Origin of the sequence: Pelagibius sp. 7325 (genome assembly GCF_037652055.1) — a bacterium.
Classification (GTDB): Bacteria; Pseudomonadota; Alphaproteobacteria; order Kiloniellales; family Kiloniellaceae; genus Pelagibius.
Window position 1 is genome coordinate 173,972 of the sequence record NZ_JBBKAH010000008.1, and the last position, 26,291, is coordinate 200,262.

Below are 26,291 nucleotides of genomic sequence, written 5' to 3' on the forward strand. Positions count from 1 at the left end.
TGCGCTGCGGATAACGCTCCACAAAAAGTGGAGCCGGAGGAAGGGCTTATGCTTCGTAATGTCGATGCGGGCATCGGCCCGGCAGCTTGATGGGTAAGCTGCAGGAAGTCGTCCATTTCATCTTTGAACTGAGGCAAGCGATGCGGAACGCCGCAGCGGCATCGCGCGACGGCGGCGTCTCGCCGCTGCGCCAGTTGTTGGAACTCATTCGCTTGCGCGCCGGGCCCGGCAAGCTGGCGCCAGAAGACTATTACCGGATGCGTGTCTACCGCTGCGATCGCAGCTTCGCGGACAAGAGGGGCTATCTATCGCCGCAGGCCTTCGGCGCTATTCACCGTGACAGGCGATGGGGCGTCATCGCCGACGACAAGCTGCTGACTTACGCTGTTCTCCGGGGGCAAGGTCTTCCGGTGCCAGAAGTGCGTGCGATCCTGCATCCCGTGCGAAATTTCGTCGGCGCCGCTGCGCTGCGGTCGCAGGAAGCGCTGAGCACCTACCTGACCACCGAAGCGCGGTATCCCTTCTACGCAAAGCCCATTCAGGGCATCTACAGCAAGGACGGAATGCTGGTCCGCTCGCTGGACCGTGCCGGAGGGAAGATCCTGCTGGGCGACGGGTCCGAGATGCCGCTGCCTGCCTTCCTGCACCACTGCGCCAAGAATCCGCGCGGCTTCCTGTTCCAGGAACTCCTGCAGCCGCATCCGGCGATGGTGGAGATCTGTGGCGACAGGCTGTGCACGCTGCGGATGATCGTGCTGCTCGATCACCAGGGGCCGCGCCTCTTCACTGCCCTGTGGAAGATTGCCGTGCCGGGAAACACGGCGGACAACTACTGGCGCAAAGGCAACCTACTCGCACTGCTGGACCGGGAGCACGGCACGGTTCTGCGCTGCACCACGGGCCTGGGGCCGGAACTGCGGGTGGTCGAGCGGCATCCGGCAAGCGGACTGCCGCTGGCGGGCTTCGCGTTGCCCGACTGGAGCGAGGCCGTGGACCTGACCCTGCGGGCGGCCTGCGCCTTTCCGGGACTGCCGGTCCAGGCGTGGGACATCGCGCTCACATCCAGGGGCGCATTGCCGCTGGAAGTCAACGTCTTCGGCAGTCCGTTCCTGCCACAGATCGCCAACGACGCCGGGCTCCTGCAAGGGGAGTTCCAGGCCTTCATCGGCGCGCAGAAGGGGTGACCGGGCGGGGATTTCGTGATAGCTGCATGACAGCGCTCCGGCCCGGCCCGGTATGGCGCGACCGCGCAGCATCACGGGAACCCTATCGGCCCGATGAAGACCCGTCTCTTCAAGATCGCCAAGGCTCTGGGCCTCTTCGCCCTCAGCCGCAGGCTGACGCAGGGCGGGCTGCGTATCCTCTGCTATCACGGCATCTGGCTGGGCGAGGGGCACTACGGCAATTTCCTGTTCATGAGTCCGGAGAAGTTCGCCGCGCGCATGGCCTTCCTGGCGCGCGCCGGCTATCCGCTGCTGCCCCTCGGCGAGGCGGTCGAGAGGCTGAGGGCGGGCAGCCTGCCGGCTGGCGCGACGGCCATCACGATCGATGACGGCTGGCATGGGACCTATCGCCACATGCTGCCGGCGTTGGAGGCGCACCGTCTGCCGGCCACCGTCTATGTGACGACCTACTGCGCGGAGAAGCAGTACCCGGTGTTCGACCTGGTGGTGCGCTATCTCCTGGACAGAGGCGCCGGCCAGGAATTGGACCTGGCGGCGCTGGGTATTGCCGGCGCGGGACGCGTGCGGCTCGACACGCCCGAAGCGCGCGGGGCGGCCGGCGAAGCGATCATGGCGCACGGCCGCGAAGCGCTGGACGGTGCCGGGTGTCACGCTTTCGGTGCCAGGCTCGCGGCAGCGCTTGGGTTCGACTACGATGCGCTGGTGGCGCGCAGGATCTTCCACCTGATGTCGCCGGCTGAGCTTGCCGATGCCGTTGAGCGCGGCTTCGACATCCAGCTTCATACGCACCGCCACCGCACGCCGCTGGACGATCCCGAGGCTCTGGCGCGCGAGATCGCCGACAATCGGGCGCGGCTGGAGCCGATCGCCAAGCGGCGGCTGCATCATTTCTGCTACCCCAGCGGAGTTTATGAGCGGAAGATCTGGCCGCAGCTGGAAGCCCTTGAGATCGAAAGTGCGACTACCATCGAGCAGGGCATCAACTTCGCCGATGCGCCGGTGCTGGGCCTCAAGCGCCTGCTCGACGGCCAGGACGTGGAGTTGATCGAGTTCGAGGCTGAACTCTGCGGCTTCATAGAGCTGACTAGGCGCCTGCGCCGGCCGTTCCGCCGTTCAGTGGGCGGCACCACGGCGGCCGAACACGCGGCGGGCTGAGGTCAGGCCTCGCGGGCGTTGTAGCGCTGAGCGAGGAACTCCAAGGTGGCGATGCGGTTGAAGGCGTCGGGGTCGGCGACCCGCTCCATGCGGAACAGCGCGCGCATGTAGGGAAACCCCGGCTGCATGACCGCCGCGAGGCGCTCCGGCGACAGGTAGTCGGGCAGGATGCCTGGCTTGCCCTGCTGCAGGCGGTAGCTGAGGCGCCTGAGCCACACCGGCCGGCGGTAGCTCGCCTGGGCGCGCAGGCGCGCGCGCCAGGAAGGCGGCTGGTCGAAGGGCCGGCCGTAGACGGAGGGATAACCGGCAAGGCGCGGCGACAGCCGGGCGATCATCGCGGCCTCGATGAGCCCGTGACTTTTCCACCCGAGGGGCCAGTCCGGCGTGCCCTTGATCGCAGCAGGCTCCATGAAGGGGGTGAGATAGAGACCGAAGCCCTGATTCAGCGGCACCTCGCGCGCGGTCCAGTAGCGCCCGCGGAACAGCGGATAGACGAGCTCCACCTGGCGCCGCGTAAGCCGCGTTTTGTCGGCGCCGACCGCGGCCATGACGGCACGGGCCAACGTCTCTTCGTAGGCGTCGGCATCGAAGCGCGCGGTCATGGCGCGCGGGTCGTAGCGCGCGTAGAAGCTCTGAACGAGCTGGCGCGCGGAATAGGGCCGGTCGGGCAGATAGAAGAAGTTGCGGTGAATCTCCCCCAGCGAGCCGTTCATCTTGGCCCAGCCGCCGCCGGCCTGGCCCTGGCGGTCGACGCGGTCGGCACCGCTGTCGAACAGGCCCGTGACGCGCCAGCCGTCGAAGGCGGCATAGTCGGCCAGCACGGTGTCGCCGAAGGCTTCCGGCGGCGGTGTCGCCACCATGGCCTTGTCGACGGGATTGAAGTCGAGGCCTTCGCCCTTGGCGACCGTTGCGGCGATTTCCCGGTCGAGATCGCCCGGCCGGCCATAGACGCTGAGCCGCGGACGAATGCCGGCGTCTAGCAGCAGCGCCAGCAGCAGTCGGGAATCGTAGCCGCCCGAGAACAGCAGGTTCACGCGGTCCCCGAAGGCGCGCCGGTTCTGTTCGGTGACGGCCTGGAGGCGGGCGCACTGGCGCGCGGCGGCATCGGCCATGGTCTCGCCCGCCGTCGCGCTGTCTTCATCGATGTCGAGGGGCGGCAGCGGTACAAGCCGCGGCGTACCGGTATTGGAGAGCACCGCCATGCGGCCGGGCGGCAGCGTGCGCAGCTCCCTGAAGAAGCTGCGCTCGGCGCCGGGTACGCCGTTCCAGACGTATTCGTAGCAGCCTTGCGCGTCGATGCCGGGCGCTTCCAGGCCTTCGGCCACTGCGATGAAGAGGTTCGAGAACAGACGGTGGCCGGCGTCATGGTGGATCTTGTTGGTGCCGAGGGCATCGCCCAGCAGGTGCAGCCGGCCGGCCTTGCGGATCACCAGCGTGAACTGGCCGCGGGTTTCGGCCAGGTCCGGGGCGTCGGGATCGAAGGCGGCGAGAAAGCCCCGCAGCGCCTCAGCGCCCGAAAGTGCCCGGTGGCTGAAAAGGCCGCTGCGCAGGATCCAGGTGTCGGCGTCCGGCTGCCAGAAGGCGTCTTCGCGCGTCTCGTCGGCGCCGGCGCGCGCCAGCAGGCAGCAGCAGGGGTCCTCAAAGAGAGGCGAGACGCTGAGCCCGGCCCGCTCCAGGCGCGCCTGCAGCGTGCGGGCCGTGGCTTGCGCGGCCTCTCCGCGGCAGAGGAGGAAGTCAGCCATCGGCCCGGTGCAGTCTGGCGGAAAAGATCATGGAAAGGCTTGGCGGCGCTGTGCTAGCAGGAGGGAGCCCGGCCAGCGTTTCGGGCAGCCAGGATACCGGGGTGGACACTGCGGGCAAGAAATCGCATGTTTGGCGCTATGAACATAGTCCTTTTCGCATCCGCGCCGGGCCTGCCTGCCGGCAGAGAGGCCCGTCCGCTCGTTCGCTAGCGATCTTACCCCCCACCGTTCCAGTAACCCCGACTCCAGTAACCCCGACTCCAGTAACCCCGACTCCAGTAATAACGGCAGTGCCTCCATGACCCAGCCGCTCAAGGTTCACCTGATCGCCGCCGCGCGGCCGAATTTCATGAAGGTGGCCCCCCTTTACCATGTGCTGCGGCGGGCGGAATGGTGTGCGCCGCTGCTGGTCCATACCGGCCAGCACTACGACCATAACATGTCCGGTGCCTTCCTGGCGGAGCTGGGCCTGCCGGCACCGGATTACCATCTGGGCGTCGGCAGCGGCAGCCACGCGGAGCAGACCGCCGGTGTCATGGTGGCCTACGAAAAGATCTGCCTTGCCGAGCGGCCGGACTGGACGATCGTGGTCGGCGACGTGAACTCCACGCTGGCCTGCAGCCTGGTGGCGGCGAAGCTGCTGATCCCCATCGTCCACCTCGAGGCCGGCCTGCGCAGCAACGACCGCACGATGCCGGAGGAGATCAACCGGATCGTCACCGACCGGCTGGCCGATCTCTTGTGGACTCCCTCACCGGACGGCGACGAGAACCTGCTGAACGAAGGCGTGCCGGCGGAGAAGATCGACCGCATCGGCAACATCATGATCGACTCCTTCGAACTGCAGCGCGGCCAGATCGAGGCGCTCGCGGTGGCCGAGGGACTGGGACTGGAAGCCGGCAATTACAGCGTCGTGACGCTGCACCGTCCATCCAACGTCGACCGCCGCGACACGCTCGGCACCATCGTCGATGCCCTGCTGGACCTTGCCGGCCGCTTGCCGGTCGTCTTCCCGATCCATCCCCGCACGAAGGCGCGCCTGGCCGAGTTCGGCCTGCTGGAGAAGCTCTTGGGGCATCCGGCGGTGACGCTTGCCGAGCCGCAGCCCTACAACGCCTTCATGAGCCTGGTGATGAACGCGCGCCTCATCGTCACCGATTCAGGCGGCTTGCAGGAGGAGACCTCCTATCTCGGCATTCCCTGCCTGACCCTGCGGGAGAACACCGAGCGTCCGGTCACCGTGACCGAGGGCACCAACCGCCTGGTGAAAGCCAACCAGCTGTCGGCCGAGGTGCAGGCAATCCTTGCCGGCAAGGGCAAGGCGGGGCGGCGCCCGGACCTGTGGGACGGCCATGCCGCCGAGCGGGCGGCGGAGAGCCTGCGGCGCCACGCGATGGCGCGCGCGGCGGCGGCGCAACCGTAGCGGCGTTATCATAACGAGAGACAGACCTTGCCGGGCGCCACAATGATAACGGCTGGGCGCCGCATGAACGCCGGAGCCGGGCTCTGATGGCGCGGCCGGACCTGCGTGCGGAGGCGGCGGCTGCGGCGGCGGCGCTGAAGGTGCGGCTGGCACCGCATCTGCCGGCAGGCGGCCTGGATCTGGCGGAGAGCGCAAGAGCCGCCCCCGAGAAGTACACGTGGATTCCCGAGGCCATCGCCGGCGCGAACGCCGCGCTGAAGGTGCAAGGGGACGATCTGGTTCAAACCTTCAACCGCTATGCCCTGCTGGCGCTCATCGCCGGCTTCTCGGCCGATGCGGGGCGCTACCGCCTGCCACCCTCGATCGCGGCGCTCTACGCGCGCGAGCTGGCCCGCATCTTCCGGCAGGCCCAATCCTTCGAGGACGGGTTCTTCGATTTGTCCGAAGACCGCTACCTGAAGGATCTCGCCATCTTGACGCACCGGCTGATCCCGGTCGGCGCGGAATACGCAGAAGGCGGCGCCGGCATCCCGCGCCGCATTCTGTTCGCCGGCGGTGCGGTGCAGTTCTTCAAGGCACTGTGGCTGGTCGCGGTCCGCTGCCGCGGGTGGCGACCGTTCTTCGCGCTGCACGCCCATACGCTTGCGTTGGAGGATTTCAATCCCGAGGGCTGGCAAGCGACCCACCAGCGCCTGGCCGAGCTGCTGGCTCTGAACCCCGGCGTGAAGGGCTGGCTCAGCGCGAGCTGGTTCCTCGATCCGGCACTGGAGAAGATCAGCCCGCACCTCGGCTACCTGCGTGAGGTGCCGTTGTCGGGCGGTGCAGAGCTGCTGTTCGTCTGCCGCCATCCGGATGGTGCCTCGGGCGCGCTTTCCAGATCGGCGGAGCGCCGCCGGCTGTTCGCCGAGGGCAAGTACGTGCCTGCCACTTACATGCGTGTCTGGCCGCGGCGGGCGGCAATCGCCTGGGGACGGCGGCAAAGTGCGGCGGCAGAAACCGGAGCGGCAGAAACCGGGGCTCAGTAGCGCTCAGGCGCGCGGTGCCGCCTCGCGGGTCTTGCGCTTGGTGTCGCCGGGCAACTTGTGGCGCAGGTGGTAGAGATTGACCATCAACAGCCGCTTCAGTTCCAGCAAACGGAACCAGGCGCGCTCGGCCATCGAGAGCTTCGGCCGCTGCGGGAGCACCTCGTAGCCGTGCGCGGCGAGCAGATCGCCCGCCACGGCCTCGAAGACGCGGCGGTCCTTTGCCGGCATGCGGTCGGGCCATTTGTAGAAGTTGCCCTTCTTCGGATTGTTCTGTGCTTCGGCCAGCGCCGCCGCGCGGCGCTCCGGCGCGAGGGGAACGCCGAGCAATGCTTCGATCTGCCCGATGGCGGCGGCGGGATCCTGCAACAGGTCTTCATAGCGCAGCAGCAGGAAACGATCGGGGCCGCAGCTTGCGCGGAACCTTTCGATGGACTCGAGAGCCTGGCGCCAGCGCGTGGCCGCGGCATAGGGCGAGTGTCCGCCCCAGGGCGTGCCCTGCAGGGAGAGAAACACGTCGCGACCGTCGCGCAGGATGGCGATGTATCTGGCCTTGCGCGGGAACAGCGAACCCAGAAGCCCGAGATGGGTCCAATAGCCGGGGTTCTTGTTGCCGACGCGGCTCTTGCCCTGCAGGTCGGCAATCGCGCGGAAGACGCCGTAGACGACACCGGCGTAGGACGGGTCGGGGACGCGCGCCAGGATCGCTTCGGGGGTGACGTCGAGCTTTTTGTTGTCGCGGTACTTCTTGCGCATGATCTCCAGCATCTGGCAGCGCGACACATCGTCGACGAGGCGCTTCAGATTGGCCGGTTGAGTGAGATCGCCGTAGCGCTCGAGGCGCTGGTGGAACGGCTCGACGAAGGTGCCCTCGGGGCCCATCCCGTAGTCGAACCAGCGGTCGAGAAAATTGTTGAGGAAGGTGGTGCCGCTGCGTGCCGAGCCCAGCACGAAGAGGATCTCGCGATCGGCCGCTGCGGTTTCCAGCGTCGCGTCCGGCAGCGGCGCGCTCATCCCTGACGCACCCGCTCGAGGCGGGTGTCCTGAATGGGCAGCGGCAGCCGGCCACTGCCGTCGGGGGCGATGCCGCGCGAGGCCATCCAGGTTTCCAGCACCGCGAGGTCCCAGACGATGCCTGCGTGCGTGCCCGAGCGCCCCCCGCGCACCTCGGCGATGAGGCGGTCGAGAAAGCGGGCGTCGAAGAACATGCGCCGCTTCAGGTCGCTGAGGGCGTCGCAGAAGAAGTCGGCCAGCGCCGGCAGTTCGCCGATGTACTGGAACATCGGCAGGCCGAAGCCCTGCTTGGGCTTGTCGATGATCGTCTGGGGCAGGAAGCCGGCGAGGGCGTCCTTGTAGAAGCGGCGGATCTCGCCGCCCTCGGTCAGCAAGTCGGCCGGCAGCGTTGCGGAGAAGTCGGCCAGGTCATCGTCGAGCATCGGGAAGCGCACGCGGATACCGGCGGCGGTGCAGCTCGTCATCACCTTGCGCAGATCGCTGTCCGCGAGGGTGAGTTGCAGGTCGAGGTGCATCATGCGCTGGATCTTGGCGTCGCCGGCGGCGTCGTCGTAGAGCTTCTCCGCGAAGCGGCGCGGACCCTCCGGGTCGATGGCGGCAAAGGCGTCCGCGCTGAAGATCTGTTCGACCGGCGTGAAGGCGAAGGCGTTGTGGCTGGTCATGCGATAGGCGACGGAGCGCGCCGCCAGCTCGACGTAGTTCGCCGCCTGGCGCAGCAGGGGGATGCGGCCGCGGCCGGGCGCACGCGCGAGCAGCGGCTCCAGTAGCTTGCGGCGCAGCGCCGCCGGCAGGCGCTGATAGTGGTCGAAGATGCCGTCCTTCAGGTAGCGGGTGTTGCCGCCGAACAGCTCGTCGCCGCCGTCGCCGGCAAGGATCATGCTGTCGCCGGCCTGCTTGCTCACCAGCGCGCAGTAATAGCAGGGCACGACCGAAGAGTTTGAGTAGGGCTCGTCGAAGGCGGCGGCGAGTTTCGGCAACACTTCCAGCACTTCACGCGGCCCAACGGTGAAGACCTCGTGCTTCATGCCGAAGCGGCGCGCGGCCTCTTCGGCGTAGCGCGTCTCGTCGAACCCGGCGTGCTGGAAGCCGATGGTGACGCAGTGGCCCTTGCCGTCGGTCACCTTGCCGAGGAAACCGGCCACCGCGCTGCTGTCCAGCCCGCCGCTGAGGAAGCTGCCTGTCGCCTCAGCCGCTTCGCCTTCCAGGCAGCGCGCGACCGCTTCTTCCAGGCGTTCGCGCAGTTCCGCGTGCAGCCGGTCCTTCGATGCCTGTGCGGTGCGTCGGTAGTCGAGTTGCCAATAGCGCCAGCGGCGCAGCTGACCGTTGTCGAAGAGCAGGGCTTCGCCGGGGCAGAGCTTGCTCTGCTCCTCGTAGATGTTGCCCGGGGCGGCGACGCGATCGATGAAGAAGAGGTACTGGTAGAGCGTCTGCGGCGAGATGGTGGCGCCGACACCCGGGTAGAGGCGCAGGGAGTCCGCCGAGGTCGAGAAGGCCAGGTGGCCGGGACGGGGCGTGGCCAGGCAAAGGCGATAGACGCCGAAACGGTCGATGGCGCAGAAGGCGCGGCCGCGTGCCGGCTCGACGATGGCGAAGGCGAAGTGGCCCGAGAGTCGCGTCAGCAGGTCGGTGCCGTGCCGGCGGAAGGCTTCGACCAGCGCGGCGGCGTCACCGCGGGTCCGCGCGAGTGCCGAGAGGGCGTCGTCGGTCCAGCGCGGATAGCCGATGACGGCGGCCGCGAAGCCGCCTTCTTCGTGCCAGTCACTCTCCTGCGGATCGCCGCGCAGGGCGAGGGCGGCGGCCGGCTGCACGGTCTCGGCGGCCTCGGCGGCCGGTCTCGCGGGCAGGAGTGCCGCCATATCCTGCAGCCGAAGAGACGCTGGGCCTGGGCTTCCGTCTCGTGCCAGCCACCCGCAGAACCCACTCATGGTCAGCCCAAGTCCCTCTCAAAACGCGTCGGCGCTCGCCGCCCGGATCATAACGCGGCAGCCAATGATAAATCATACCGCAGAGTCGGGCCCCGCGCCGGTGCCCATTGGGGCTGCCAGCCCAGATGGCTCTGCGTGGCCCCGCTCCGGTGCCGCAAACGCTACCCCCGTTGCCCGAGGGGTTCAACACGCCGCTTGCCGCCGTCAGTGCTCGGCCGGCATGCGGCCGGGCTGTTTCCCCGCTTTGGTGCAGACGTCGGCCAGCTGGGTCACCATCCATTCGATCTCGTCGTCCCACAGGCTCTGGTGGCAGGGCAGCTGCAGGCCGTGATGCGAGAGATCGTCGCTGACCGGGCAGAGGCCCGGTGCCAGGGCCGGGGCGAGGAACTGGCCGAAGCGCTGCATGGGGACGGCGCGGTCCTCCAGGGTGGCGAAGATCCGCCCGAGGGCGGGAATGCGCAGAGGCACCATGTAGGGCACCACTCCGGTCTCGAGGCGCGGTTTCAGGAGGGTGATGCCGGGAACCCCGGAGAGCAGCCGGCAGATCGTCGCGTAGTGTCGCCGGCGGCGGTCGGCGATCTCTTCGGGGGCGCTGGTGGCGAGGCTGCGCCGGGCGACCCAGCCGGCGGCGGTCTCCAGGCCGGCGGCGCCGCAGCCGAGGCGCGCCGGATCGCCGCCCAGGCCGGCGAGGGCCAGCAGCTTGGCTGCGGCCGCCGCGCCGAAGGTGGCGGGCCGCAGCGCACGCAGGCGGCCATAGTAGTGGGCCATCTGAAGCTCGCGGACCAGGGCCTGCAGGTTGCCGACCGGGCCGTGGCCGGCGAGGACCTGGCGGGGCACCTCGTGGCGGCTGGAAACCAGGCAGCCGCCGCCGCGCAGCGGAAAGAACTTGGGCAGGCTGCCGATGGCGTAGTCGCCGAAGCTGCCCATCGGCGCGCCCGCGCAGCTGCCGTAGAAGCTGTGGGCGCAATCTTCGATGAGGGCGAGGCCGGCGCTGTCGCAGAACGCCCGCAGCCGCACGGCGTCCTGCGGAAAGCCGAAGTAGTGGACCGCGACCAGCGCCTTGCAGGCCGGGTCGCTCCCCGCCTCGAGATCTTCCAGGTCGATGCTGAGATCGTCGTGCAGGCGGTAGTAGACGGCCTCGAGCCCGAGCCACTCCAGCGGTTCGACCATGGCCAGGCAGTGGTAGGCCGGCAGCAGCACGCGGTCGCCGGGGACGAGGCCGGCGGCCTTGAAGGCCCAGGCCAGGGCGGTTCGGCCCGCCGTGGTGAAGAAGGGCGCGCCGAGCGCGAGCAGCCCGGCGGCGCCGGAGCCGGCGCCCGACCCACCGATTCCCATTGGACCAAGGTCGCCCAGCACCGGATAGGCGGGAACTTCCGGCCAGGGTATCAACCGGCCCTCCGCCGGACGGTTCGGCCCCTCGCGCTCGACGGTGATGGAGCGCGTCTGCAACGGCCTTCGGCGCGGCGCGGGGCCAAGGGGCGGACGTCTGGCGGTCAAGGGGGCTCCGGGGTGAGGACGGCGGGCGGTAATGATAAGTCTGCCCGCAGACTAGCAAAAAATGCAGCGAAAGCGGAGTATTAGGCGGCGCCTGAGGGGGCGCCGGACGATAATCGGTTGACACTGCGGGGCTGTCGGTTTGCCATCCGGCGGCGCGGCCCCGGGTTGGACGGCCTGCGAAGACCGGGGGTGGAGCAGGGTGGGTCAATGGAAGTAAGACGCTATGGCGGCCTCGAGGCGCTGCCCGAAAGCTATCGGGCGCTGTTCGCGGCGGCGGAGCAGGCGAGCTTCTTCAACGGATTGCTCTGGTACCGGGCGCTGCTTGCCGGCGCCGGCAGGGCGCAGGACGAGCCGTACTTCTATGGCGTGGAAGACGCGGGCGGTGCCGCGCTGGCGCTGTTGCCGGCAGCGTGTTCCCCACAGGCCCGGGCGCCGCTCGGCGGGCGTCTGCTCAGCGGTTGCCACTCGGTCTATTCCACCGCCTTTGCTCCCTTGCTGTCGCCGGCAGTCTCCGACCGGAGGGCGGCGCTCGACGCGCTGGTCGGCGCCCTGGCGGCCGAGCGGCCGCGCTGGGATGCCGTCTCGCTGCGCCTGCTGGACAGGGGCTCCGATGTCTTCGACCTGCTGCTCGACGCCTTCGAACGCCACGGCATGTCGCCCGAACCCTATTTCCAGTTCGGCAACTGGTACGAGGAGATTGGCGGGCGCTCCTTCGACGACTACGTGGCTTCGCGCGGCAAGAGCATCCGCAAGACCGTGGCGCGCGCCGTGCGCCATTTCGACGACCGCAGCGACGGGCGCTACGAGATGTTCGCAGGCGAGGGCGATCTGGATGCCGCGGTCGCCGCGTTCAAGGAGGTCTACGGCGCCAGCTGGAAATCGGAGGAGAGCGATCCAGCCTTTGTCGAGCGCCTGATTCAGGACTGCGCCGAGGCGGGAGTGCTGCGTCTGGCGAACCTCTATCTCGGCGACCGGCCGGTGGCGACCTGGCTGGTGATCTCCGCGCAGGGCACGGCGATGCTGCTGAAGACCGCCTACGATGCCGAACTGCCGAGCAGCCTGTCCGTCGGCGGCGTGCTGACCTTCAAGGTCATGCGGCATCTGATCGACGTCGACCGTGTGCACTGCGTCGACTTCGGCATCGGCGACGAAGAGTACAAGTCGAAATGGATGTCGGCCCGGCGGGAGCGCTGGGGCATCATGGCCTACAACCGACGCTCGGCCAAAGGGGCGCTGCTCGCCGCCATGAAGCAAGGCCGCAGCTGGGCCCGGCAGACCCTGCGCCGGGGAGCCGCCCGCTAGTGATGCCCGCATGACCAGAAGCTTTTCGGTCTATCTCGACTTCGTCAGGTTCTTCGCCGCGTTCCTGGTGCTGCTGCATCACGCGCGCTTTCTCTACGATCCCGGATCGTCGCTGTTCTCCCTGGGGCACGAAGCCGTCATCATCTTCTTCGTGCTGTCGGGCTTCGTCATCGCCTATGTGGCCGACACCAAAGAGCGCACGCTGGAGGCCTACACCATCGCGCGGCTCGCCCGCATCTACTCGGTGGTGGTGCCGGCGCTGCTGCTGACCGTCGTGCTGGATCATGTCGGGGTGGCGGCGAACCCGGACGCTTATCCGCCGGGCGCGCTGGCCTGGGACCACTTGCCGCTGCGCATCATCGGCAGCCTGCTGTTCCTCAACCAGGCCTGGTTCGTCTCGATGCAGCCGGGCTCGAACGTGCCCTATTGGAGCCTGGGCTACGAGATCTGGTACTATGTCGGCTTCGCGCTGGTGACCTATATCGGCGGGCGGCAGGGCCGCTGGCTGTTCTTCCTGCTCGCGGCCGTCATCGGGCCCAAGGTCATCCTGCTGATGCCGCTGTGGTGGGGCGGGGTCTATCTCTATCGCGGCAAGCCGCTGCAGCGCCTGCCGCTGCCGCTTGCCTGGTTCCTGTTGCTGCTGTCGGCAGCCGGCGTGATCGCCTACCTGCAGTGGGATATCGCTGCCTGGTCGGAAGGCGTCACGGCCTCTCTGTTCGGGCCGGGGGTTGCCTACGAGCTGGTGTCGAGCAAGCGTTTCCTCTCCGACTACTACCTGGGGGTCTGCATCGTCGCGCACTTCGCGGCGATGCGCGCGCTCTGCGAGCGCCATGCCGAGATTCGTGCCGGGATCGCCCGGCCGATCCGGGCGCTGGCGGGCTCGACCTTCACCCTCTACCTGCTGCATCGGCCGCTCATTCTCTTCTATTTCGCGATCTTCCAGGTGGACAGCGTAGGGCCCGGCCTTTACGTCTTCTTCCTCTGTCTGATCGTGGCGACGACCTACGTCATATCGCTGTTTACGGAGCAGAAGAAACACGTGCTGAAGCGCTGGATTACGACGCTGGTGCCGGGGGCCGGTGCGCCGATGGCGGATCGTTTCGGGACTCACCGCGGCCTGGTCCGCCTCACCATCGCCAATGCGCTGTGGCTGCTTGGCCCGTACCGCCGCTACGGGCGGGTCGACTTTGACAAAGTGAATCGTCTCGTCTTCGTCTGCCAGGGCAACGTCTGCCGCAGTCCCTTCGGCCACCATCTGGCAAGCAAGCTCATTACCGAACTGCCGGTCTGCTCGCTCGGCCTCGGCACCAAAAGCGGACTGCCCGCCGATAGCCTGGCGACCGAGGTGGCGAACGACTTCGGCGTCGACCTTTCCGTCCATCGCACGACCTCGGTGACCGACTTTCCGATCCGCCCGGGCGACCTCTTCCTGGTGATGGAGGACCGCCACCTGCGGATCCTTGCCCCGCTGCTGGAAGGCCGCGACGTCCAGGTCGCGCTGCTGGGTTTGTGGTGCCGGCCGCCGCTGGCGCTGATTTACGACCCGCACCGCTTGAGCCCGGCGTATTTCAGGACCTGCTTTACCCGCATCGCCGAGGCGGTGGAAGCGCTGCAGCAGGCGTTGAAGCAGCGCCCCGCGGAAAAGCCGGTCAGGTCCGCCCCAGAAGCTTCCTGAAGACGCCCGCGAGGTCGGAGAAGAAGGGCTTGGGGTCGGACAGCTGGAAGATGAACCAGCGTGCGGAGGGCCGCAGCGGAAAGACCAGGTAGGAGAGCAGCGAGCGCAGCGGGTCGGGGCGAAAAAAGGGATCCTGGATGCGCCGGCGCTGGAACAGCACGCGCAGCAGGCGCTTGGTTTCGGGAATCCAGTAACAGGCGGTCAGCACGGGATAGTCGCGCGGCAGCGGCACCCGCGCCTCAGCGTTTCCTGCCGGGGCGCTTTCCGCGGCACTGCCGTGCGGGATGGCGCAATGGGCCACCAGCGCGGCGGCGAAGGGCAGGCCGGCGGCCATGGCCAGCGGCAGGCTGCCCCAGAAGCGCCCGTTGATTTCCATGAAGACGTAGCGGCGGCTGCGTCGATCGTAGCGGTACTCGACCATGGCCACGCCGGTCCAGCCCAGGCGCCGCAGCAGGGCGCGCGCTTGCGCGCGGGCTTCGCCGTGGTGGGCCAGCGGCACGCTGCGGCACAGCGTGGAGGCGCCGCCTTCGGGCGGCCACTCGTGGATGCGCTCGTGCTGAAACTCCAGCAGCACCTCGCCGTCGCGGACCAGGAACATCTGACCGAGGCCATGTCCCGGGCAGTACTCCTGCACCAGGGGAAAGGCGCCCACCGCCTCGTAGGGCGCAAGCTGACCCAAGAGATCCGCCGCGTCGCGGGCGTAGCCGGTTTTCACCAGCGCCAGGCCGGCGGCGTCCAGGGCTGCGGCGACGACATGCGGGTCCGACCACTTCAGCACCACGGGGTAGCGCAGGCCGGGGGCGGCGGCGCGCGCCTCCGCCAGAGACGCAAAGCGCCACGTCTGCGGCACGGCGATGCCGACAGCCTCGGCGTGCCGCTGGCAGGTCGCTTTGTCGAGCACCTGCATGAGAAGCTCGCTGCGCGGCGCCAGGACCTGCAGCCGCGCCTCCAGTTCGGCGCGATGGCGGTTCAGCAGCAGGATGTCGCTTTCGCCGACGGTGAGCAGCCAGCGCGCCTGGTGTTGCCCGGCCAGGGCGAGGATCTGCGCAATGAGCCCGGCTTCGCCGTCGGCGCGCGCGTGATGGCGAAAACAGTGGCGCGAGGCACCGGCTAGCGCATTGGCGCGGCGGCCGATGCCGATGGTGCGATAGCCGTGGCGGCCGAGATCGCGCACCACCGCGAGGCCGATCGGCGTGTCGGTGCCGAGGAGAATCACCGTCTCCTGCGGGCGCGTCGCTGCCGCGGCTTCGCTCACAACAGGCGGTCGTTGACGACGTTAGCCGCTGCCCGCACCGCGGCGCGCAGGGCATGGCCGCGCAGGGGCGGGCCGTGCTCAGGTTCCGCATCGCGCGCAGCATCGGCCAGTGGAACGACGGAAAAGCGGTCGCCGTTCGCGGCTAGGAAAGCGCAGAGCGTCTCAAGGCGGGACTGCACGAGGCGGTTGGGCTTCAGGCCGCGATAGCGGTAGTCGCGCTTCTTCAGGTACTCGAAGGGATGCGTGACGATGACGACGACGCCGCGGCCGTCCGCGTGCGCCTGTTGCAGCAGGGCGATCTGCTCGGCGGCGCTGAGCGCGGTGATCTGCATGGGGCGTAGGCGACCGCGGCCGACCGGCCCGTTATCGGCGAAGCAGGTGACGGGCAGCTCGCGGATGCCGGCGAAGCGGTGGCAGCCCCCGGTCACCTGGAGTTCCGCTTCCGGCGGGCGGTGCATGGCGAGGCAGATGTTCGAGGCATAATCGAGGCCGGCATCGTTCATCGCCTCGAAGACGCTGAGCGCGGTGGAGAAGTTGCCCGTGCGCATGCCGGTCGGCCGCTGCCCCGTCCAGGCCCTGATCTGCTCGCTGCCGGCGGTGATGAGCTCGGCGAGGCGCGCGCGCCCCAGCTCGCTGCAGTGGTCGGTCACCTTGTCGCCCGGGGCGAGGCGCCCGTTCTGGAACGACAGCCAGCTCGGGTGCAGGTGCAGTTGCACGTCCTGGCCGGCGGCCTGCAGCTGGTCGACGTAGCGCCCCATGCGGTCGGCCGGAAAGTATGCGGTATGGGCGGTCTCGACGAAGAAGGTCGCCTGCAGGCCATGGCGCACCAGGGTGGAGACGAGGAATCCCAGGCCCTCGCTGCGGCCCGCCACCTCGCCGGCGACGGGTTCGTCGATCAGCGGCGTATCGCTTTGCGGATTGCTGAAAGCGCCGGCGATCGAAGGCTCGGTGTCGACGGTCAGGACCACCCTGGTCTTCATGGGGGTCTTCATGGCGCAGCCTCCTCCTGTCGCCGCGCGCCGCTCAGTCGCGGTCGCGCAGCGGTGCCGAGGTCAGGCCGACCAGGCGCAACTGGCTGATCTGATCGGCGATCAGCCCGAGGATGCCGATCAGCAGGCCGACCAGCATGATGAAGGCGCCGAGCACCGGGATGCCTTCGCCCACGGTGAGCGCGACGTAGAGACTGTAGAGCGCGCCGATCAGAAGCAGGTTCATGCTGACGCGGAGGAAGATGCGCATCGGCGCGAAGAGGGTGATGACGCGCAGCACCAGCAGCAGGGTGTTGAAGCCGTCGGCGAGGGCGACCTTGGATTGGCCGATCCGCTGCTTGGTCTGGATCGGCTGGAAGGCGAAGGGATAGCGCTGCTCGATCAGGATGATGGTCGAGGTCAGGCTGGCGCTGTAGCTGTCCGGCAGCATGGGAAGATAGGGCAGGATCACCTCGCGGCGAAAAACCCTGAGCCCGCAGTTGAGATCGCTGCCGGACTTCACCTTCAGGAGGCGGGCGAGGAAGCGGATCATGTACTTGCCGACGCCGCGCACAACCGACACCGACTTCGGCCGCTGGCCGAGCACGGCGGCGAGCTTTTCCTGCTCGATGCGGGAGACCATCTGCTTCAGGAACTCGGGCTGGTGCTCGTTGTCGGCGTCATACCAGGCGATGAGGTCCCGGGTCGCTTGGCGCATGCCGGTTTTGAGGGCGCCGCCGTAGCCGCGGTTGAAGCGGTGGATCAGCAGCGTCACCCCTTCGAAGCCGGCCGCGCGCTCTGCGGTGCGGTCCTTGCTGCCGTCATCGACCACGATGATCTCCGCCGCCGGGAAGTTGAGGCGCAGGTTCTCCAGGGTCGCGAGGATCCCGTCCTCCTCGTTGTAGGCCGGAATGATAATGCTGAGCTGGCGATAGTCGCTCTCCGCCGTCACGGCGGGGGCGGTTTCCTGGGAGGCTACGGCCATTGCGGTCTTCTCGATCTCTTTCAGGGGACGCTATCGCTGTCGACGGCGGCCATGTTAGCGGGGTCTTACGGAATTTCCAGGATTACCCCGGGGACTTAAGTGAATTTCCATGCCGCTGCGGCCTGTCCCGCCGTGGCGCGACAGCCTTTGGCACTTGTTTCCGGCTGGTGAACCCCTGCCGCACTGTCATAAGTCAGAGCGGCAGGAACGGCAAGAGAACGCTGGCGGTAAACGCCTTGGTCGGCCTTGCCTTTTTCGCCGGGGCGACAAGCCGCGCAACGGCAGAAGGGGCTGGAAACCGCCGTCCCCCTCAGTCATGATGCCCCCGGCGGGCGGCCGGTTTCGGCGGCGCTGCCGCCCGTCCTGATCTGCCGGGGGTAGGCTCTCGCCGGGCGGTTCCGCCGCAAGGCGCGCCGCAACCCCAGCCATGGCACGGGGGACACGGGACCATGGACACACCGGGCTGAACTCTCCGACCTATGCGGCAAGCCTCCTTATCAAGATCATCGGTTTGGACGCGCGGCCTGTTGTACGCGCTGCTGGCTTTCGTGCTTGCCGCGATCGCGTTCATCCTGGCCAAGACCATCATCGATGGCTGGGACGAGGTGGTCGCCACCTACCGCAACATCGACTACCGCTATCTCGCACTGTCCTTCCTGCTCGGCCAGTTGAACGTCGTGACCCTGCTGCTGCTGTGGTGGGGTCTGCTGAAATGGGTGGCGCAGGGCGGCGGGCTGTCGCTGGGCGCGGCGACGCGCGTCTTCGCCTCTGCCTGGCTCGGCCGCTACCTGCCGGGCCGGTTGTGGACCGCGGCCGGCAAGGTCTACCTGGGGCGCGAGCGCGGCGCCGACCTGAAGCACCTCAGTATCAGCGTGTTCTTCGAACTCACCTTGTCGATAACGGCGCAGGCGGCAGTCGCGCTGGTGCTGATCATCCTGTTCTTCGACGGCTTCATCTTCGGTTCGCGGTCGGAGATCGTGGTTGCCGGGCTGGTGGTCCTGGCGATCATGGTGGCAATCCATCCGGCCATCTTCCGGCCCATCGTCAACCGGGCGATGACCGCGCTGGGTCGCCAACCTGTGCGGCGCGAGGACGTGCTGTCCTACCCGGCCATCCTGGTGTTCTTCGCCCTCTACAGCCTGCAGATCCTCATCATGGGTTTCTGCCTGCTGGCTTTCGCCCGCGCCCTGGGGCCGCTGGACGGGGACACCGCGCTGTTCGTGCTCGCCAGCTTCGTCGTGGCAAATTTCGTCGGGCGCATCGCCTTCATCGCCCCGGCCGGCATCGGCTTCAGGGAGGGCGCGCTGACGGCGCTGCTGCAGTTCAAGCTGACGCTGGCGCTCGCTTCGCTGATCACCGTCCTGTCACGGGTCTGGCTGGTCCTTATCGATCTTTCGTTTGTCGCCGTGGTATTCCTGGCGGCGCAGCTCGGCGCCAGGCGCTGAGCGGGGGGAAGGAAACGTCAATGCTGTACTGGATGAAGCTGGGGCTCTATGGCGTCGCGCACCCCAGCAAGGTGGGCAAGACCCTGCGCAACCTGTGGCGCGCGCGCAATGCCGATGCCTACGTGGTCTCCTATCCGAAGACGGGGCGGACCTGGCTGCGCGTCATGCTGGGACAGTTCCTCGCCCGGCGCATCGGCAAGGGCGAGGATATCCTGCTCGACACCTATGCCATCAGTGAACTGGCCGGGATCAAGAAGACGCTGTTCACCCACGACGGCCCCATGCTGCTGTTCAGCGGCGCGCCCTACAACGAGCTGACGTTCCACGACACGACCTATCGCGGACGGGATGTCGTCTTCATCGTGCGCGATGTCCGCGACACGCTGGTCTCCAGCTATTTCCAGGAGAGCGAGCGGATGCGCACCTATTCCGGCACGATCTCCGACTTCCTGCGCGACGACGTGTTCGGCGTGCGCCGCATCGTGACCTTCTACAATCTTTGGTACCAGAACCGCGCCGTGCCGCGCTCCTTCCTGGCGGTGCGCTACGAGGCGATGCATGCCGACCCTGCGGCGGTGCTGGCCGAGGTGCTGACGCTGCTGGGCGTGCGCGACCCGCAGCCGGAGGCGGTGCGCGAAGCGGTGGCCTATGCCTCCTTCGAGAACATGAAGAAAATGGAGACCACCGGGGTGTTCCGCGACCCGATGATGCAGCCGGGAACCCAGGGCAGCGGCGAGTCCTTCAAGGTGCGCCGCGGCAAGATCGGCGGCTACCCGGACTACCTCTCCGCCGAAGACATCGCCTATGTCGACCAGGTCGTCGCGGAAATGGCGCTGCCGGGCTGCGACTGGTACTTCGCGCCCCGCTGAGCAGCGGACCGCGCTTCAGGAAGCGGGGATGCGATAGACCGCCACCGGCAGGTTCGGTGCATCGAGGCGGCGCCAGAGGCCCTGGGGCAGGTGGCGGTTGAGGCCAAGCGCCTCCAGCACGATGCCGGTCAGACGGCGGTCCTCCTCCGCCTGCCAGACGAGTTCCCAGCCGGGCTTGGGCGCGTAGTCGCGTGGATCGAGATCGCTGCGCCGGATCTCGATGGCCCGGTTCGGATTGTAGAAATAGAGGTCGCCGGGCTCGGGCAGCCCCCCGGCCACCAGGTCTTCGCGGCCGTCGATGGTGAGGAAGAACTCGGTGCGGCGCTGGGTGACGGGGTCGGTGCGCAGCGCCACCGGGTTTTCCTCAAGGTAAGCCCTGAGGCTGCGCTCCCCGAACAGCGGGTTGCGGTTGTCGAGATAGATCGCCGTGAGGTTGGCGCCGAACAGCACCACGATGACGGCGACGGCGAGCAGGCGGCGGGGCCCGACCAGCAGCCGGTAGAGCCAGATGGCCAGGATGATCGCTGCGGCGTAGGCGGTAACGGTGAAGTAGCGCGGATGCAGGTTGATCATCCCCAGCGCCACCAGAAGGAACCACAGCACCGCGAGGATGCTGAGAATGCGCGCGAGCGCACGTTCGTTCGCCGGCAGCGCCTTGGAGAAGCAGGCCCAGAGCGCGACGGGCAGGGCGAAGAAGAACAGCAGGCCGAACTCGTGGTTGGCGAACAGCACCACCACCGGATCGACGACCGGATTGACGCTGACATTGCCGATGCGATTGAACACGTCGCCGGCAAGTTCACCCTTCTTGTTGAAGTTCTCGCGCGAGAACAGCATCGTCGTGTAGCGGTAGATCGGGCTGCCCGTCATGCTCCACATGAAGAGCGCCTCCAGAGCGACCAGGGGCAGGAAGCCGCCGGCCATGATCCAGTAGCGCGCGCGCGGCAGCTTGTATCCGGCGAGGAAGAGGACGCCGAACAGCAGAATGAGGGCGCCCACGGTCTCGCGGGTGAACCAGCCCATCGCCGCGGCGGCGCCGGCGCCCAGAAGCAGCCAGAGCGTCGGTCGCTCGATGCGGGTCGCTTCCATGAACAGCCAGAACGACAGCGCGACGAAAAAGGCTTCGGTGATGTCGCTGAAGACGACCGTGGCCTGGATCACGAAGATCGGCGTGGTGGTGATCAGCGCGGTGGCGATGAAGGCGATGTGACGGTTGGTGAAGCGCGCCAGGAACACATAGGTCACCGCCAGCAGCCCCGCATAGTAGAGCAGGTTGGGCAGGATGACGCTGAATTCGTTGATGCCGAAGAGGCGGAAGCTCATCCCCAGCGGAAAGACGATGGGGTGGCGCAGGCTGGGATGCAGCGGCCCGACGTAGGGGAACTGCTCGTACCATCCGATGCCCTCGACGACATGGCGCTTGTCGTCGCTGTCGAGCCAGCCGACCCAGGCGAACCACAGGCTGGCGATGGTGATGACGATGAGGAGCAGCGGATAGAACCGCGCGAGGGATTTCATGGCTCTTCTTGGGTCACGGGTGAACGGTTCGGCGTCTTCCGCGAAGTCCGAAGATTCATGGTTCAACGCAATGAACCGTCTGGGTTCGCGACCTCGAATGCGACTCCCTGATAGCCACCCGGCCGGAGGGTTGTCAAGGGCAGGGCCCGCCGCGAGGCGGCCGGCTCCCCCCAATGCCCCACCAAGGCCCGGGCGAGCCGCCGCGCGGCGCCGGGGATTTTGATTTTGGCGCCCGGCGGGGCTTGCCTATACTGTCAGAGGTAAGGGACTTGTCGGTCTTCCCCGGGGCGGCCTCCCTCAGGGTGGCGTTCCGCGTCCTGGCGACAACAAGGAAGCGCCGGTGCAGTCCCTGGAAGGCCGATAACCACAGCCGGAAGTACGGAAGAGTGATGAGAGAGAAACCGCAAGGGAACGGCGCGCCGGCAGGAGCCCCCCGGAGGGCTGGCACCCGGTTGGCAAGGACGCTGCGGGCGGTTGCCGTGGCAGCCCTGCTGAGCGGATTTTGGCTTGCCAGCGGCGCGGCGATGGCCGCCGCTGGGCCCGGTGACGCGCCGGTCTACAACCCCGCCACGAAAAGCTATTTCCAGATGTTGGCCACCACCGGCCGGCACGGCAACTGGCCTGAGTCGCTGGAGCAGGCACAGGCTCTGACCTACAAGGGCGTGCGCGGCCGCCTGGCGGTGATCAACACGCCGGAGGTCCACGAGTTCGTCATGCGCAACTTCGACGTCTCGAGAGAGATGTGGATCGGGTTGCGCTACTGGTGCGAGTTCCGCCTGTTGGAGTGGGTCGGGCTGCGGCCCTTCTCGCCCGGCGACGAAGACCGCTTCCAGGCGTGGCATCCGCAGTGGTCTCGGGCGAACCAGTTCTGTCCGCCGAATGCGACGGGACCCGGGGCTTTCCTGGCCGTCTACTACCAGCCGATCAGCAGTAACGCGGCCTTGTGGCAGGCCGTGCGCACCGGCAAAGGCTTCGGCCGCATGCTGGTGGAATTCCCGACCGGCGGCGAGTGACGTCCAGCCAGGGTTCCGCTCGCTGGCGCTAAGGGCGCCGACCGGTAAAGCGTGCGGTTGCCGGACGCTGGACCGGGCGTTGAGCTGGACGTTGTGGACCCCCATAGCTGGGCCGCGGTGCGGGCTGCGAACCGGGACCAGAGGCAGCGGTGCCCGGCGCCCCCGGGGCGGGAGTGACGCCTGCCGCCTGCGCCTGCTTGTACTGCGCGACCAGCGTCTCCTGAACGGAGATCAGGATGATCAGCACGTAGTACATCTCGAAGTAGGCCATGTTGAGGGCGGCGCCCGAGACCGCGTAGGCCAACAGGCTTACCTGGAACGCGCGGGCCAGGTTGTTGATCCATTCCAGCTCCTGGATGCCCTTGGTCTGCCTGATCAGCCTGCTGCAGGAGAGCCAGGCCCGCAGCATGATGAGCAGGAAGATCCCGAGGCCGACGAAACCGACATCCGCCACGAGCTGGAAGTAGACGCTGTGCGCCGCGCGCGGCTTGATGCCCGGCTCCGGCGTTGGGATGAAGTCGAGCTGGGCGAAGCGCTGGACGGCCGTGTAGTAGCTCCATGATGAATCATGGGTGATGGCGGTGATGCCGCCGCCCAGGATGGGATGATCAAGCGCCAGCAGGAAGCTGGCTTTCCAGGCGATCACCCGGGTCATGAAGGAGCCGTCTTGGTCGGCCTCTTGAATCGTGTTCATTCGGTCGAACCAGCGCTCCGGCGCGAAGTACACGACGAAGCCGGCGCCGACAGCGAGGGCCAGCATGATCAGGAAGCGGTGCCGCGATCTTACGAGGCTGTAGAGTCCGACGGCGCTGAGGCCGATGAGTCCGCCGCGCGAGAAGGTGCCGATGATCGAGGCGAAGATCAGGCCGCCGCCGGCCAGCAGGCCCAGGCGCATCAGCGGGTTCAGCGCATAGGTGTAGAGATAGACCATGATCGGCAGCAGGAAGATCATGGCAAGGGCGAAGTGGTTGTTGTCGCCGATGATGGAACTGGGGGGGCCGAAGACCCTGTGGCCGCCACCGGAGACGATGAACTTCGCACCTTCCGAGGCCCCGTGGAATCCCATGCCGAGCGCCAGGCCGAAGAGCAATGCGTGAACGCGCAGGCGCGTGGTGACCAGTCCGCTGATCGCCACGCAGAAGATCACGATCTTGACGAACTTCAGGAGCTCGTCGAAGCGCGCCTTCGCGGGGGCGATGCCGAAGACCGTCGCCAGGCAGACCCAGAACAGGAAGAAGAACAGCAGCAGGTTGGTGCTGTTGAGGGGGATTTTCTTCGGCTCCTTGGAGATGAGCCAGGCGATCAGTGTGGCTAGAGCGAAAATCAGGTTGTAGCGGACGGACTGGCCGATGCCGAACAGGAAGGTGTTCGGGACCAGCATGGCCGTCCAGGCCCAGAGGATGATGCCGACATGGGGCCGGTAAAAGATCATGGGAACCATGATCGCCAGCCCCGACAGCATCAGGAGGTCGCGAAGGGCCATCGGTCTAGCGCTTCCGGCGGCGGTTCAGGCCGGGCGGCGGCGCGGATGGATCCTGCTTTGGCTTGGAGCCGTCCTTGGCGAGAGATTCGCGATAGGCGAACAGCCCGGTGGTCGGCTGCCCGGGTTTGCGCTCGTCGTTGATGATGCTCCAATACAGCAGCAAAATGATCGCGACGATATCGACGGCGAAGAAAATGGCTTCCATTCAAACACCTGGGCCAAGCGGCCGAAGCAGTTCGGCGCACTTCGAGCGGACCGCACGCGGCCTAACAATTCAACATCATTATCAAGGAATACTGATATCGTCTGGCAAAATTTTGGTGAATTTGCTTCCTTGGCGGGCCTGCGCCAGGGAATGAGGGGGCAACTATGATAATCCAGGGCGGCGAGACCCTTGCCGAGACCCCGGCGGCTGCCGGATCCAGAGCCGGCGCGATCACGCCGGATGGGGCACCTTCCGGGGGAGAGCGCCAATCGATGCACTATGGCAACCTGTACTTCCACGTAGGCCTCCACAAGACGGCGACGACGTACTTGCAGCGCCTGGTGTTTCCGCGATGGGCCGGCATTAAGTATTTAAGATACAGAAATATAGAGTACTTCCTGAGGCTGTCCGATTCGGAGAAATACTTGATCTCCTGCGAAGGCCTGTCGGGGGGTACGTTCGCGCGGCTGGACGACCGCTTGAGGGGCCTGAGACGCCTGGCGGCGATGTTCCCGGGATCGCATGCCATCATCGGCCTGCGCCCGCACGGCGGCTTCGTGGCGTCGCTTTACAGCCAGTATCTGCGCTACGGCGGCAGCGCCCCTTTTGAAGCCTTCTTTTCGCTGGATGGACCACAGGAAAACGTGGTCTGGCGTCGCGAGGACCTGAGTTTCAGGGCGCTGATCGAGCAGCTTGAGACGGCCTTCGGGGAGGCACCGTTCGTCTTCCAGATGAGCGAGTTGAAGACCAACCGCGACGGCCTGATGGCCGATCTTTCGGCGTTTCTCGGGACGCCCGGAGGACCGCCGCCGGAGGTCGACGACAAGGCCCAGAACATCAGCCTCGGCGCCTGGCAGGGCCACCTGCTGAGGACCATCAACCGCCGCGCCGGCGTCAGCCATACGCCTGACGGGCGCAACCGTCCGTTTCCCCGTCTGGCGCGCTGGCGGCTGGATCCGACGACGATTTGCCACAAGGTGCTGGGCAGGCTGCCCGGCGGGCCGCTGGTGTCCGGCGAGGTCCGTCAGCGCATCGACGCGGCGTACCGGGACGATTGGGACTTCGTCACCGACTACATCAAGTCCCTGTCTTGCCGCCACCTGTGACGGCGCCGGCGGCTTTTGCCGGCGCCTTAAGAAGGCGCTTTCTCAAGAGGTCCAGGATCAGGCCTTCCGGAGAGCCTGCCGGCCGGCCGGAGGCGGCCCAGAAGGCGAGCAGGCCGGCCACGTAGACGAGGGCACCGCCGGCTGCCACCACCGCCAGGCCCAAAAGGTCCTGGAGAATGGTGTCTTCGGGGGTCGGGTGCATCGCCCGCTTAAGGGCCCAGACCGCCACGGCCATCAGCGCGCAGGACAGCAGCGACGGCCAGATCTTGCCGAGCACGTCGGTCAGCGACAGCTGCAGGAACCGCCGCAAGAGGGCGTGCTGGACGATCATCATGGCGGTGTTCTCGATGACAAGCGCCCAGGCCGCGCCTTCGAGGCCCGCCAGCCATGTGCCGATGACCAGGGCCGGGATGATGACGATCGCATTGACCACGGAGAGAGCGGTCACCATCTCGGGCCGGTTGAGCGCCAGCAACAGCGGGCGCACCGGGCCCTGCAGCGAGTTTGCCAGGGCTGAGAGGACGAGGATCTGGATGATCGGCACGGTCTCCAGCCATTTGCTGCCGAAAGCGACCGGCACCAGGAACTCGGCGGTCATGCCGATGCCGATGCACAGGGGCGCCGACACCAGGACGGTGAGGGCGTAACCACTGAGCAGCACGCGGCGCATGGCCTCCATGTCCTGCGTGAGCTTGGCGAAGCCGGGAAAGAAGGTGCGCTTTACCGGCGCGACCAGGGCCTGGGACACGGTGTTCATGATCTCGCCGCTGATCGCGAAGAGACCCACGGCCGTCGGCGTGAGAAACAGGCCGACCACGAAGGTCGAGGCGCGCCGCGACGCGAACTGGGCAAGGCCGTTGAGGAACAGCCACTTCGAGAAATGGAAGAGATCCCGCCAGGCGGCGAAGGAGAACCGCGGGCGGTAGGGGTGCAGGGTGAAGCTGAGTATAAGCCGCAGGGTGGAGGCCGTGATCTGGCCCACCGCCAGCGCCCAGTAGTCGCCCCACATGAAGGCCAAGGTCACCGTCGTCACCACGCCGCCTAAGCGGCTGGACAGGCGGTACAGGAATTCCTTCTTAAAATTCAGGTCTTTGCGGAAATCGACGATGCCGATGTTGATGAAGCTCTCGATGAAGGGGATGAGAGCCAGGACGTAGACGAGGTTGACCAGGCGCTCGTCGCCCATGAGGTCCGCGTTCCACTCGGAAACGCCGAAGAGCAGGCCGGTCAGCAGCCAGCCGCGCAGGAGGGTGAGGGTCCACGCCGTATCATAATGGCGCCGCCCGGCGGACTGGTTCTGGATGAGGGCGAGGTCGAAGCCGAACTCGCTGAAGGCCGTCAGGCTGCCCACCACGGCCATGCCGAGGGCGACCAGGCCGAAGTCCGCCGGCACCAGCAGCCTGGCCAGGACCAGCATGCTGATGAAGCCCAGGACGCGGTCGGCCGACTGCAACACCACCATCCAGGCGGCGCCCTTGGCCATGCGCCTGCCGACGTTTCTGGTC

General features: G+C 67.3%; 21 protein-coding genes. 10 read left to right on the forward strand and 11 right to left on the reverse strand.

Translation table 11 applies throughout. The features are described 5' to 3' along the window. The first annotated feature begins 89 nt into the window (after positions 1-89). Both WDC82_RS18095 and WDC82_RS18100 read left to right on the forward strand, forming a co-directional pair. The gene (locus tag WDC82_RS18095) at positions 90-1,184 is read left to right on the forward strand and encodes a sugar-transfer associated ATP-grasp domain-containing protein (protein ID WP_340118780.1); all 1,095 of its coding nucleotides are present in this window, start codon (positions 90-92) and stop codon (positions 1,182-1,184) included. A 93-nt stretch (positions 1,185-1,277) separates the two neighbouring features. Then, positions 1,278-2,339, forward strand: coding sequence for a polysaccharide deacetylase family protein (locus WDC82_RS18100; RefSeq protein WP_340118781.1), 1,062 nt, complete (start codon positions 1,278-1,280; stop codon positions 2,337-2,339). Positions 2,340-2,341: 2 nt separating this feature from the next. On the opposite strand, the gene WDC82_RS18105 is transcribed toward WDC82_RS18100, so the two are convergent. Next, positions 2,342-4,081: a hypothetical protein gene (locus tag WDC82_RS18105; protein WP_340118782.1), complete on the reverse strand. Its 1,740-nt coding sequence runs from the start codon at positions 4,079-4,081 to the stop codon at positions 2,342-2,344. 298 nt (positions 4,082-4,379) lie between these two features. Between WDC82_RS18105 and wecB the strand changes: the two genes are divergently transcribed. Both wecB and WDC82_RS18115 read left to right on the forward strand, forming a co-directional pair. Beyond that, positions 4,380-5,504 (forward strand): non-hydrolyzing UDP-N-acetylglucosamine 2-epimerase, encoded by a 1,125-nt coding sequence (gene wecB, locus WDC82_RS18110; RefSeq protein ID WP_340118783.1) that lies wholly within the window; start codon positions 4,380-4,382, stop codon positions 5,502-5,504. 86 nt (positions 5,505-5,590) lie between these two features. Then, on the forward strand, positions 5,591-6,529 hold the full coding sequence (locus WDC82_RS18115; RefSeq protein ID WP_340118784.1) for a hypothetical protein: 939 nt from the start codon (positions 5,591-5,593) through the stop codon (positions 6,527-6,529). 3 nt (positions 6,530-6,532) lie between these two features. Here WDC82_RS18115 and WDC82_RS18120 read toward each other — a convergent pair whose 3' ends face one another. The 3 genes from WDC82_RS18120 to WDC82_RS18130 all read right to left on the reverse strand — a co-directional run bounded on the left by WDC82_RS18120 (position 6,533) and on the right by WDC82_RS18130 (position 10,914). Then, positions 6,533-7,540, reverse strand: a complete 1,008-nt coding sequence (locus WDC82_RS18120) for a sulfotransferase (RefSeq protein WP_340118785.1) — start codon at positions 7,538-7,540, stop codon at positions 6,533-6,535. After that, a complete protein-coding gene (locus WDC82_RS18125; protein ID WP_340118786.1) occupies positions 7,537-9,396 on the reverse strand; it encodes an asparagine synthase-related protein in 1,860 nt (619 codons plus the stop codon). The genes WDC82_RS18120 and WDC82_RS18125 overlap by 4 nt, the downstream gene beginning before the upstream one ends. Before the next feature lie 273 nt (positions 9,397-9,669). Then, positions 9,670-10,914, reverse strand: coding sequence for a DegT/DnrJ/EryC1/StrS family aminotransferase (locus tag WDC82_RS18130; RefSeq protein WP_340118788.1), 1,245 nt, complete (start codon positions 10,912-10,914; stop codon positions 9,670-9,672). A 255-nt stretch (positions 10,915-11,169) separates the two neighbouring features. Between WDC82_RS18130 and WDC82_RS18135 the strand changes: the two genes are divergently transcribed. Both WDC82_RS18135 and WDC82_RS18140 read left to right on the forward strand, forming a co-directional pair. Beyond that, positions 11,170-12,264: a GNAT family N-acetyltransferase gene (locus WDC82_RS18135; protein WP_340118789.1), complete on the forward strand. Its 1,095-nt coding sequence runs from the start codon at positions 11,170-11,172 to the stop codon at positions 12,262-12,264. Between the two features lie 10 nt (positions 12,265-12,274). Then, complete coding sequence (locus WDC82_RS18140) at positions 12,275-13,939, forward strand: acyltransferase family protein (protein ID WP_340118790.1); 1,665 nt, start codon at positions 12,275-12,277, stop codon at positions 13,937-13,939. Here WDC82_RS18140 and WDC82_RS18145 read toward each other — a convergent pair. The 3 genes from WDC82_RS18145 to WDC82_RS18155 are packed head-to-tail and all read right to left on the reverse strand — an operon-like array spanning position 13,914 to position 17,147. Then, positions 13,914-15,194, reverse strand: a complete 1,281-nt coding sequence (locus WDC82_RS18145) for a hypothetical protein (protein ID WP_340118791.1) — start codon at positions 15,192-15,194, stop codon at positions 13,914-13,916. The two genes, WDC82_RS18140 and WDC82_RS18145, sit on opposite strands and share 26 nt — an antisense overlap. Then, the gene (locus WDC82_RS18150) at positions 15,191-16,186 is read right to left on the reverse strand and encodes a polysaccharide deacetylase family protein (protein ID WP_340118792.1); all 996 of its coding nucleotides are present in this window, start codon (positions 16,184-16,186) and stop codon (positions 15,191-15,193) included. Before WDC82_RS18150 ends, WDC82_RS18145 begins: the two co-directional genes overlap by 4 nt. Positions 16,187-16,217: 31 nt before the next feature. Next, positions 16,218-17,147, reverse strand: coding sequence for a glycosyltransferase family 2 protein (locus WDC82_RS18155; protein ID WP_340118793.1), 930 nt, complete (start codon positions 17,145-17,147; stop codon positions 16,218-16,220). Between the two features lie 527 nt (positions 17,148-17,674). Here WDC82_RS18155 and WDC82_RS18160 point away from each other — a divergent pair. Next, positions 17,675-18,592, forward strand: a complete 918-nt coding sequence (locus WDC82_RS18160) for a lysylphosphatidylglycerol synthase domain-containing protein (RefSeq protein ID WP_340118794.1) — start codon at positions 17,675-17,677, stop codon at positions 18,590-18,592. A 20-nt stretch (positions 18,593-18,612) separates the two neighbouring features. Continuing rightward, positions 18,613-19,461 carry a sulfotransferase domain-containing protein gene (locus tag WDC82_RS18165; protein WP_340118795.1) on the forward strand — a complete coding sequence of 283 codons (849 nt, stop codon included), beginning with the start codon at positions 18,613-18,615 and terminating at the stop codon, positions 19,459-19,461. A 15-nt stretch (positions 19,462-19,476) separates the two neighbouring features. Here WDC82_RS18165 and WDC82_RS18170 read toward each other — a convergent pair whose 3' ends face one another. After that, positions 19,477-20,979, reverse strand: coding sequence for a glycosyltransferase family 39 protein (locus WDC82_RS18170; RefSeq protein WP_340118796.1), 1,503 nt, complete (start codon positions 20,977-20,979; stop codon positions 19,477-19,479). 479 nt (positions 20,980-21,458) lie between these two features. Between WDC82_RS18170 and WDC82_RS18175 the strand changes: the two genes are divergently transcribed. Next, on the forward strand, positions 21,459-21,992 hold the full coding sequence (locus WDC82_RS18175) for a C-type lectin domain-containing protein (protein ID WP_340118797.1): 534 nt from the start codon (positions 21,459-21,461) through the stop codon (positions 21,990-21,992). Between the two features lie 28 nt (positions 21,993-22,020). Here WDC82_RS18175 and WDC82_RS18180 read toward each other — a convergent pair whose 3' ends face one another. Together WDC82_RS18180 and WDC82_RS18185 are read right to left on the reverse strand one after the other, a co-directional pair. After that, positions 22,021-23,475 (reverse strand): putative O-glycosylation ligase, exosortase A system-associated, encoded by a 1,455-nt coding sequence (locus tag WDC82_RS18180; protein WP_340118798.1) that lies wholly within the window; start codon positions 23,473-23,475, stop codon positions 22,021-22,023. A 4-nt stretch (positions 23,476-23,479) separates the two neighbouring features. After that, positions 23,480-23,680, reverse strand: a complete 201-nt coding sequence (locus tag WDC82_RS18185) for a hypothetical protein (protein WP_340118799.1) — start codon at positions 23,678-23,680, stop codon at positions 23,480-23,482. Between the two features lie 272 nt (positions 23,681-23,952). Here WDC82_RS18185 and WDC82_RS18190 point away from each other — a divergent pair, with 272 nt between their 5' ends. Next, positions 23,953-24,786, forward strand: coding sequence for a hypothetical protein (locus WDC82_RS18190; protein ID WP_340118800.1), 834 nt, complete (start codon positions 23,953-23,955; stop codon positions 24,784-24,786). On the opposite strand, the gene WDC82_RS18195 is transcribed toward WDC82_RS18190, so the two are convergent. After that, complete coding sequence (locus WDC82_RS18195; protein ID WP_340118801.1) at positions 24,758-26,269, reverse strand: lipopolysaccharide biosynthesis protein; 1,512 nt, start codon at positions 26,267-26,269, stop codon at positions 24,758-24,760. The two genes, WDC82_RS18190 and WDC82_RS18195, sit on opposite strands and share 29 nt — an antisense overlap. Positions 26,270-26,291 lie beyond the last annotated feature (22 nt).

Bases quoted from the DNA above. Each gene is read 5' to 3' on its own strand.
- WDC82_RS18095 (WP_340118780.1), top strand. From the start codon at position 90: ATGGGTAAGCTGCAGGAAGTCGTCCATTTCATCTTTGAACTGAGGCAA.
- WDC82_RS18100 (WP_340118781.1), top strand. From the start codon at position 1,278: ATGAAGACCCGTCTCTTCAAGATCGCCAAGGCTCTGGGCCTCTTCGCC.
- WDC82_RS18105 (WP_340118782.1), bottom strand. From the start codon at position 4,081: ATGGCTGACTTCCTCCTCTGCCGCGGAGAGGCCGCGCAAGCCACGGCC.
- wecB (WP_340118783.1), top strand. From the start codon at position 4,380: ATGACCCAGCCGCTCAAGGTTCACCTGATCGCCGCCGCGCGGCCGAAT.
- WDC82_RS18115 (WP_340118784.1), top strand. From the start codon at position 5,591: ATGGCGCGGCCGGACCTGCGTGCGGAGGCGGCGGCTGCGGCGGCGGCG.
- WDC82_RS18120 (WP_340118785.1), bottom strand. From the start codon at position 7,540: ATGAGCGCGCCGCTGCCGGACGCGACGCTGGAAACCGCAGCGGCCGAT.
- WDC82_RS18125 (WP_340118786.1), bottom strand. From the start codon at position 9,396: ATGGCGGCACTCCTGCCCGCGAGACCGGCCGCCGAGGCCGCCGAGACC.
- WDC82_RS18135 (WP_340118789.1), top strand. From the start codon at position 11,170: ATGGAAGTAAGACGCTATGGCGGCCTCGAGGCGCTGCCCGAAAGCTAT.
- WDC82_RS18140 (WP_340118790.1), top strand. From the start codon at position 12,275: ATGACCAGAAGCTTTTCGGTCTATCTCGACTTCGTCAGGTTCTTCGCC.
- WDC82_RS18150 (WP_340118792.1), bottom strand. From the start codon at position 16,186: ATGAAGACCCCCATGAAGACCAGGGTGGTCCTGACCGTCGACACCGAG.
- WDC82_RS18155 (WP_340118793.1), bottom strand. From the start codon at position 17,147: ATGGCCGTAGCCTCCCAGGAAACCGCCCCCGCCGTGACGGCGGAGAGC.
- WDC82_RS18165 (WP_340118795.1), top strand. From the start codon at position 18,613: ATGCTGTACTGGATGAAGCTGGGGCTCTATGGCGTCGCGCACCCCAGC.
- WDC82_RS18170 (WP_340118796.1), bottom strand. From the start codon at position 20,979: ATGAAATCCCTCGCGCGGTTCTATCCGCTGCTCCTCATCGTCATCACC.
- WDC82_RS18180 (WP_340118798.1), bottom strand. From the start codon at position 23,475: ATGGCCCTTCGCGACCTCCTGATGCTGTCGGGGCTGGCGATCATGGTT.
- WDC82_RS18185 (WP_340118799.1), bottom strand. From the start codon at position 23,680: ATGGAAGCCATTTTCTTCGCCGTCGATATCGTCGCGATCATTTTGCTG.
- WDC82_RS18190 (WP_340118800.1), top strand. From the start codon at position 23,953: ATGCACTATGGCAACCTGTACTTCCACGTAGGCCTCCACAAGACGGCG.
- WDC82_RS18195 (WP_340118801.1), bottom strand. From the start codon at position 26,269: ATGGCCAAGGGCGCCGCCTGGATGGTGGTGTTGCAGTCGGCCGACCGC.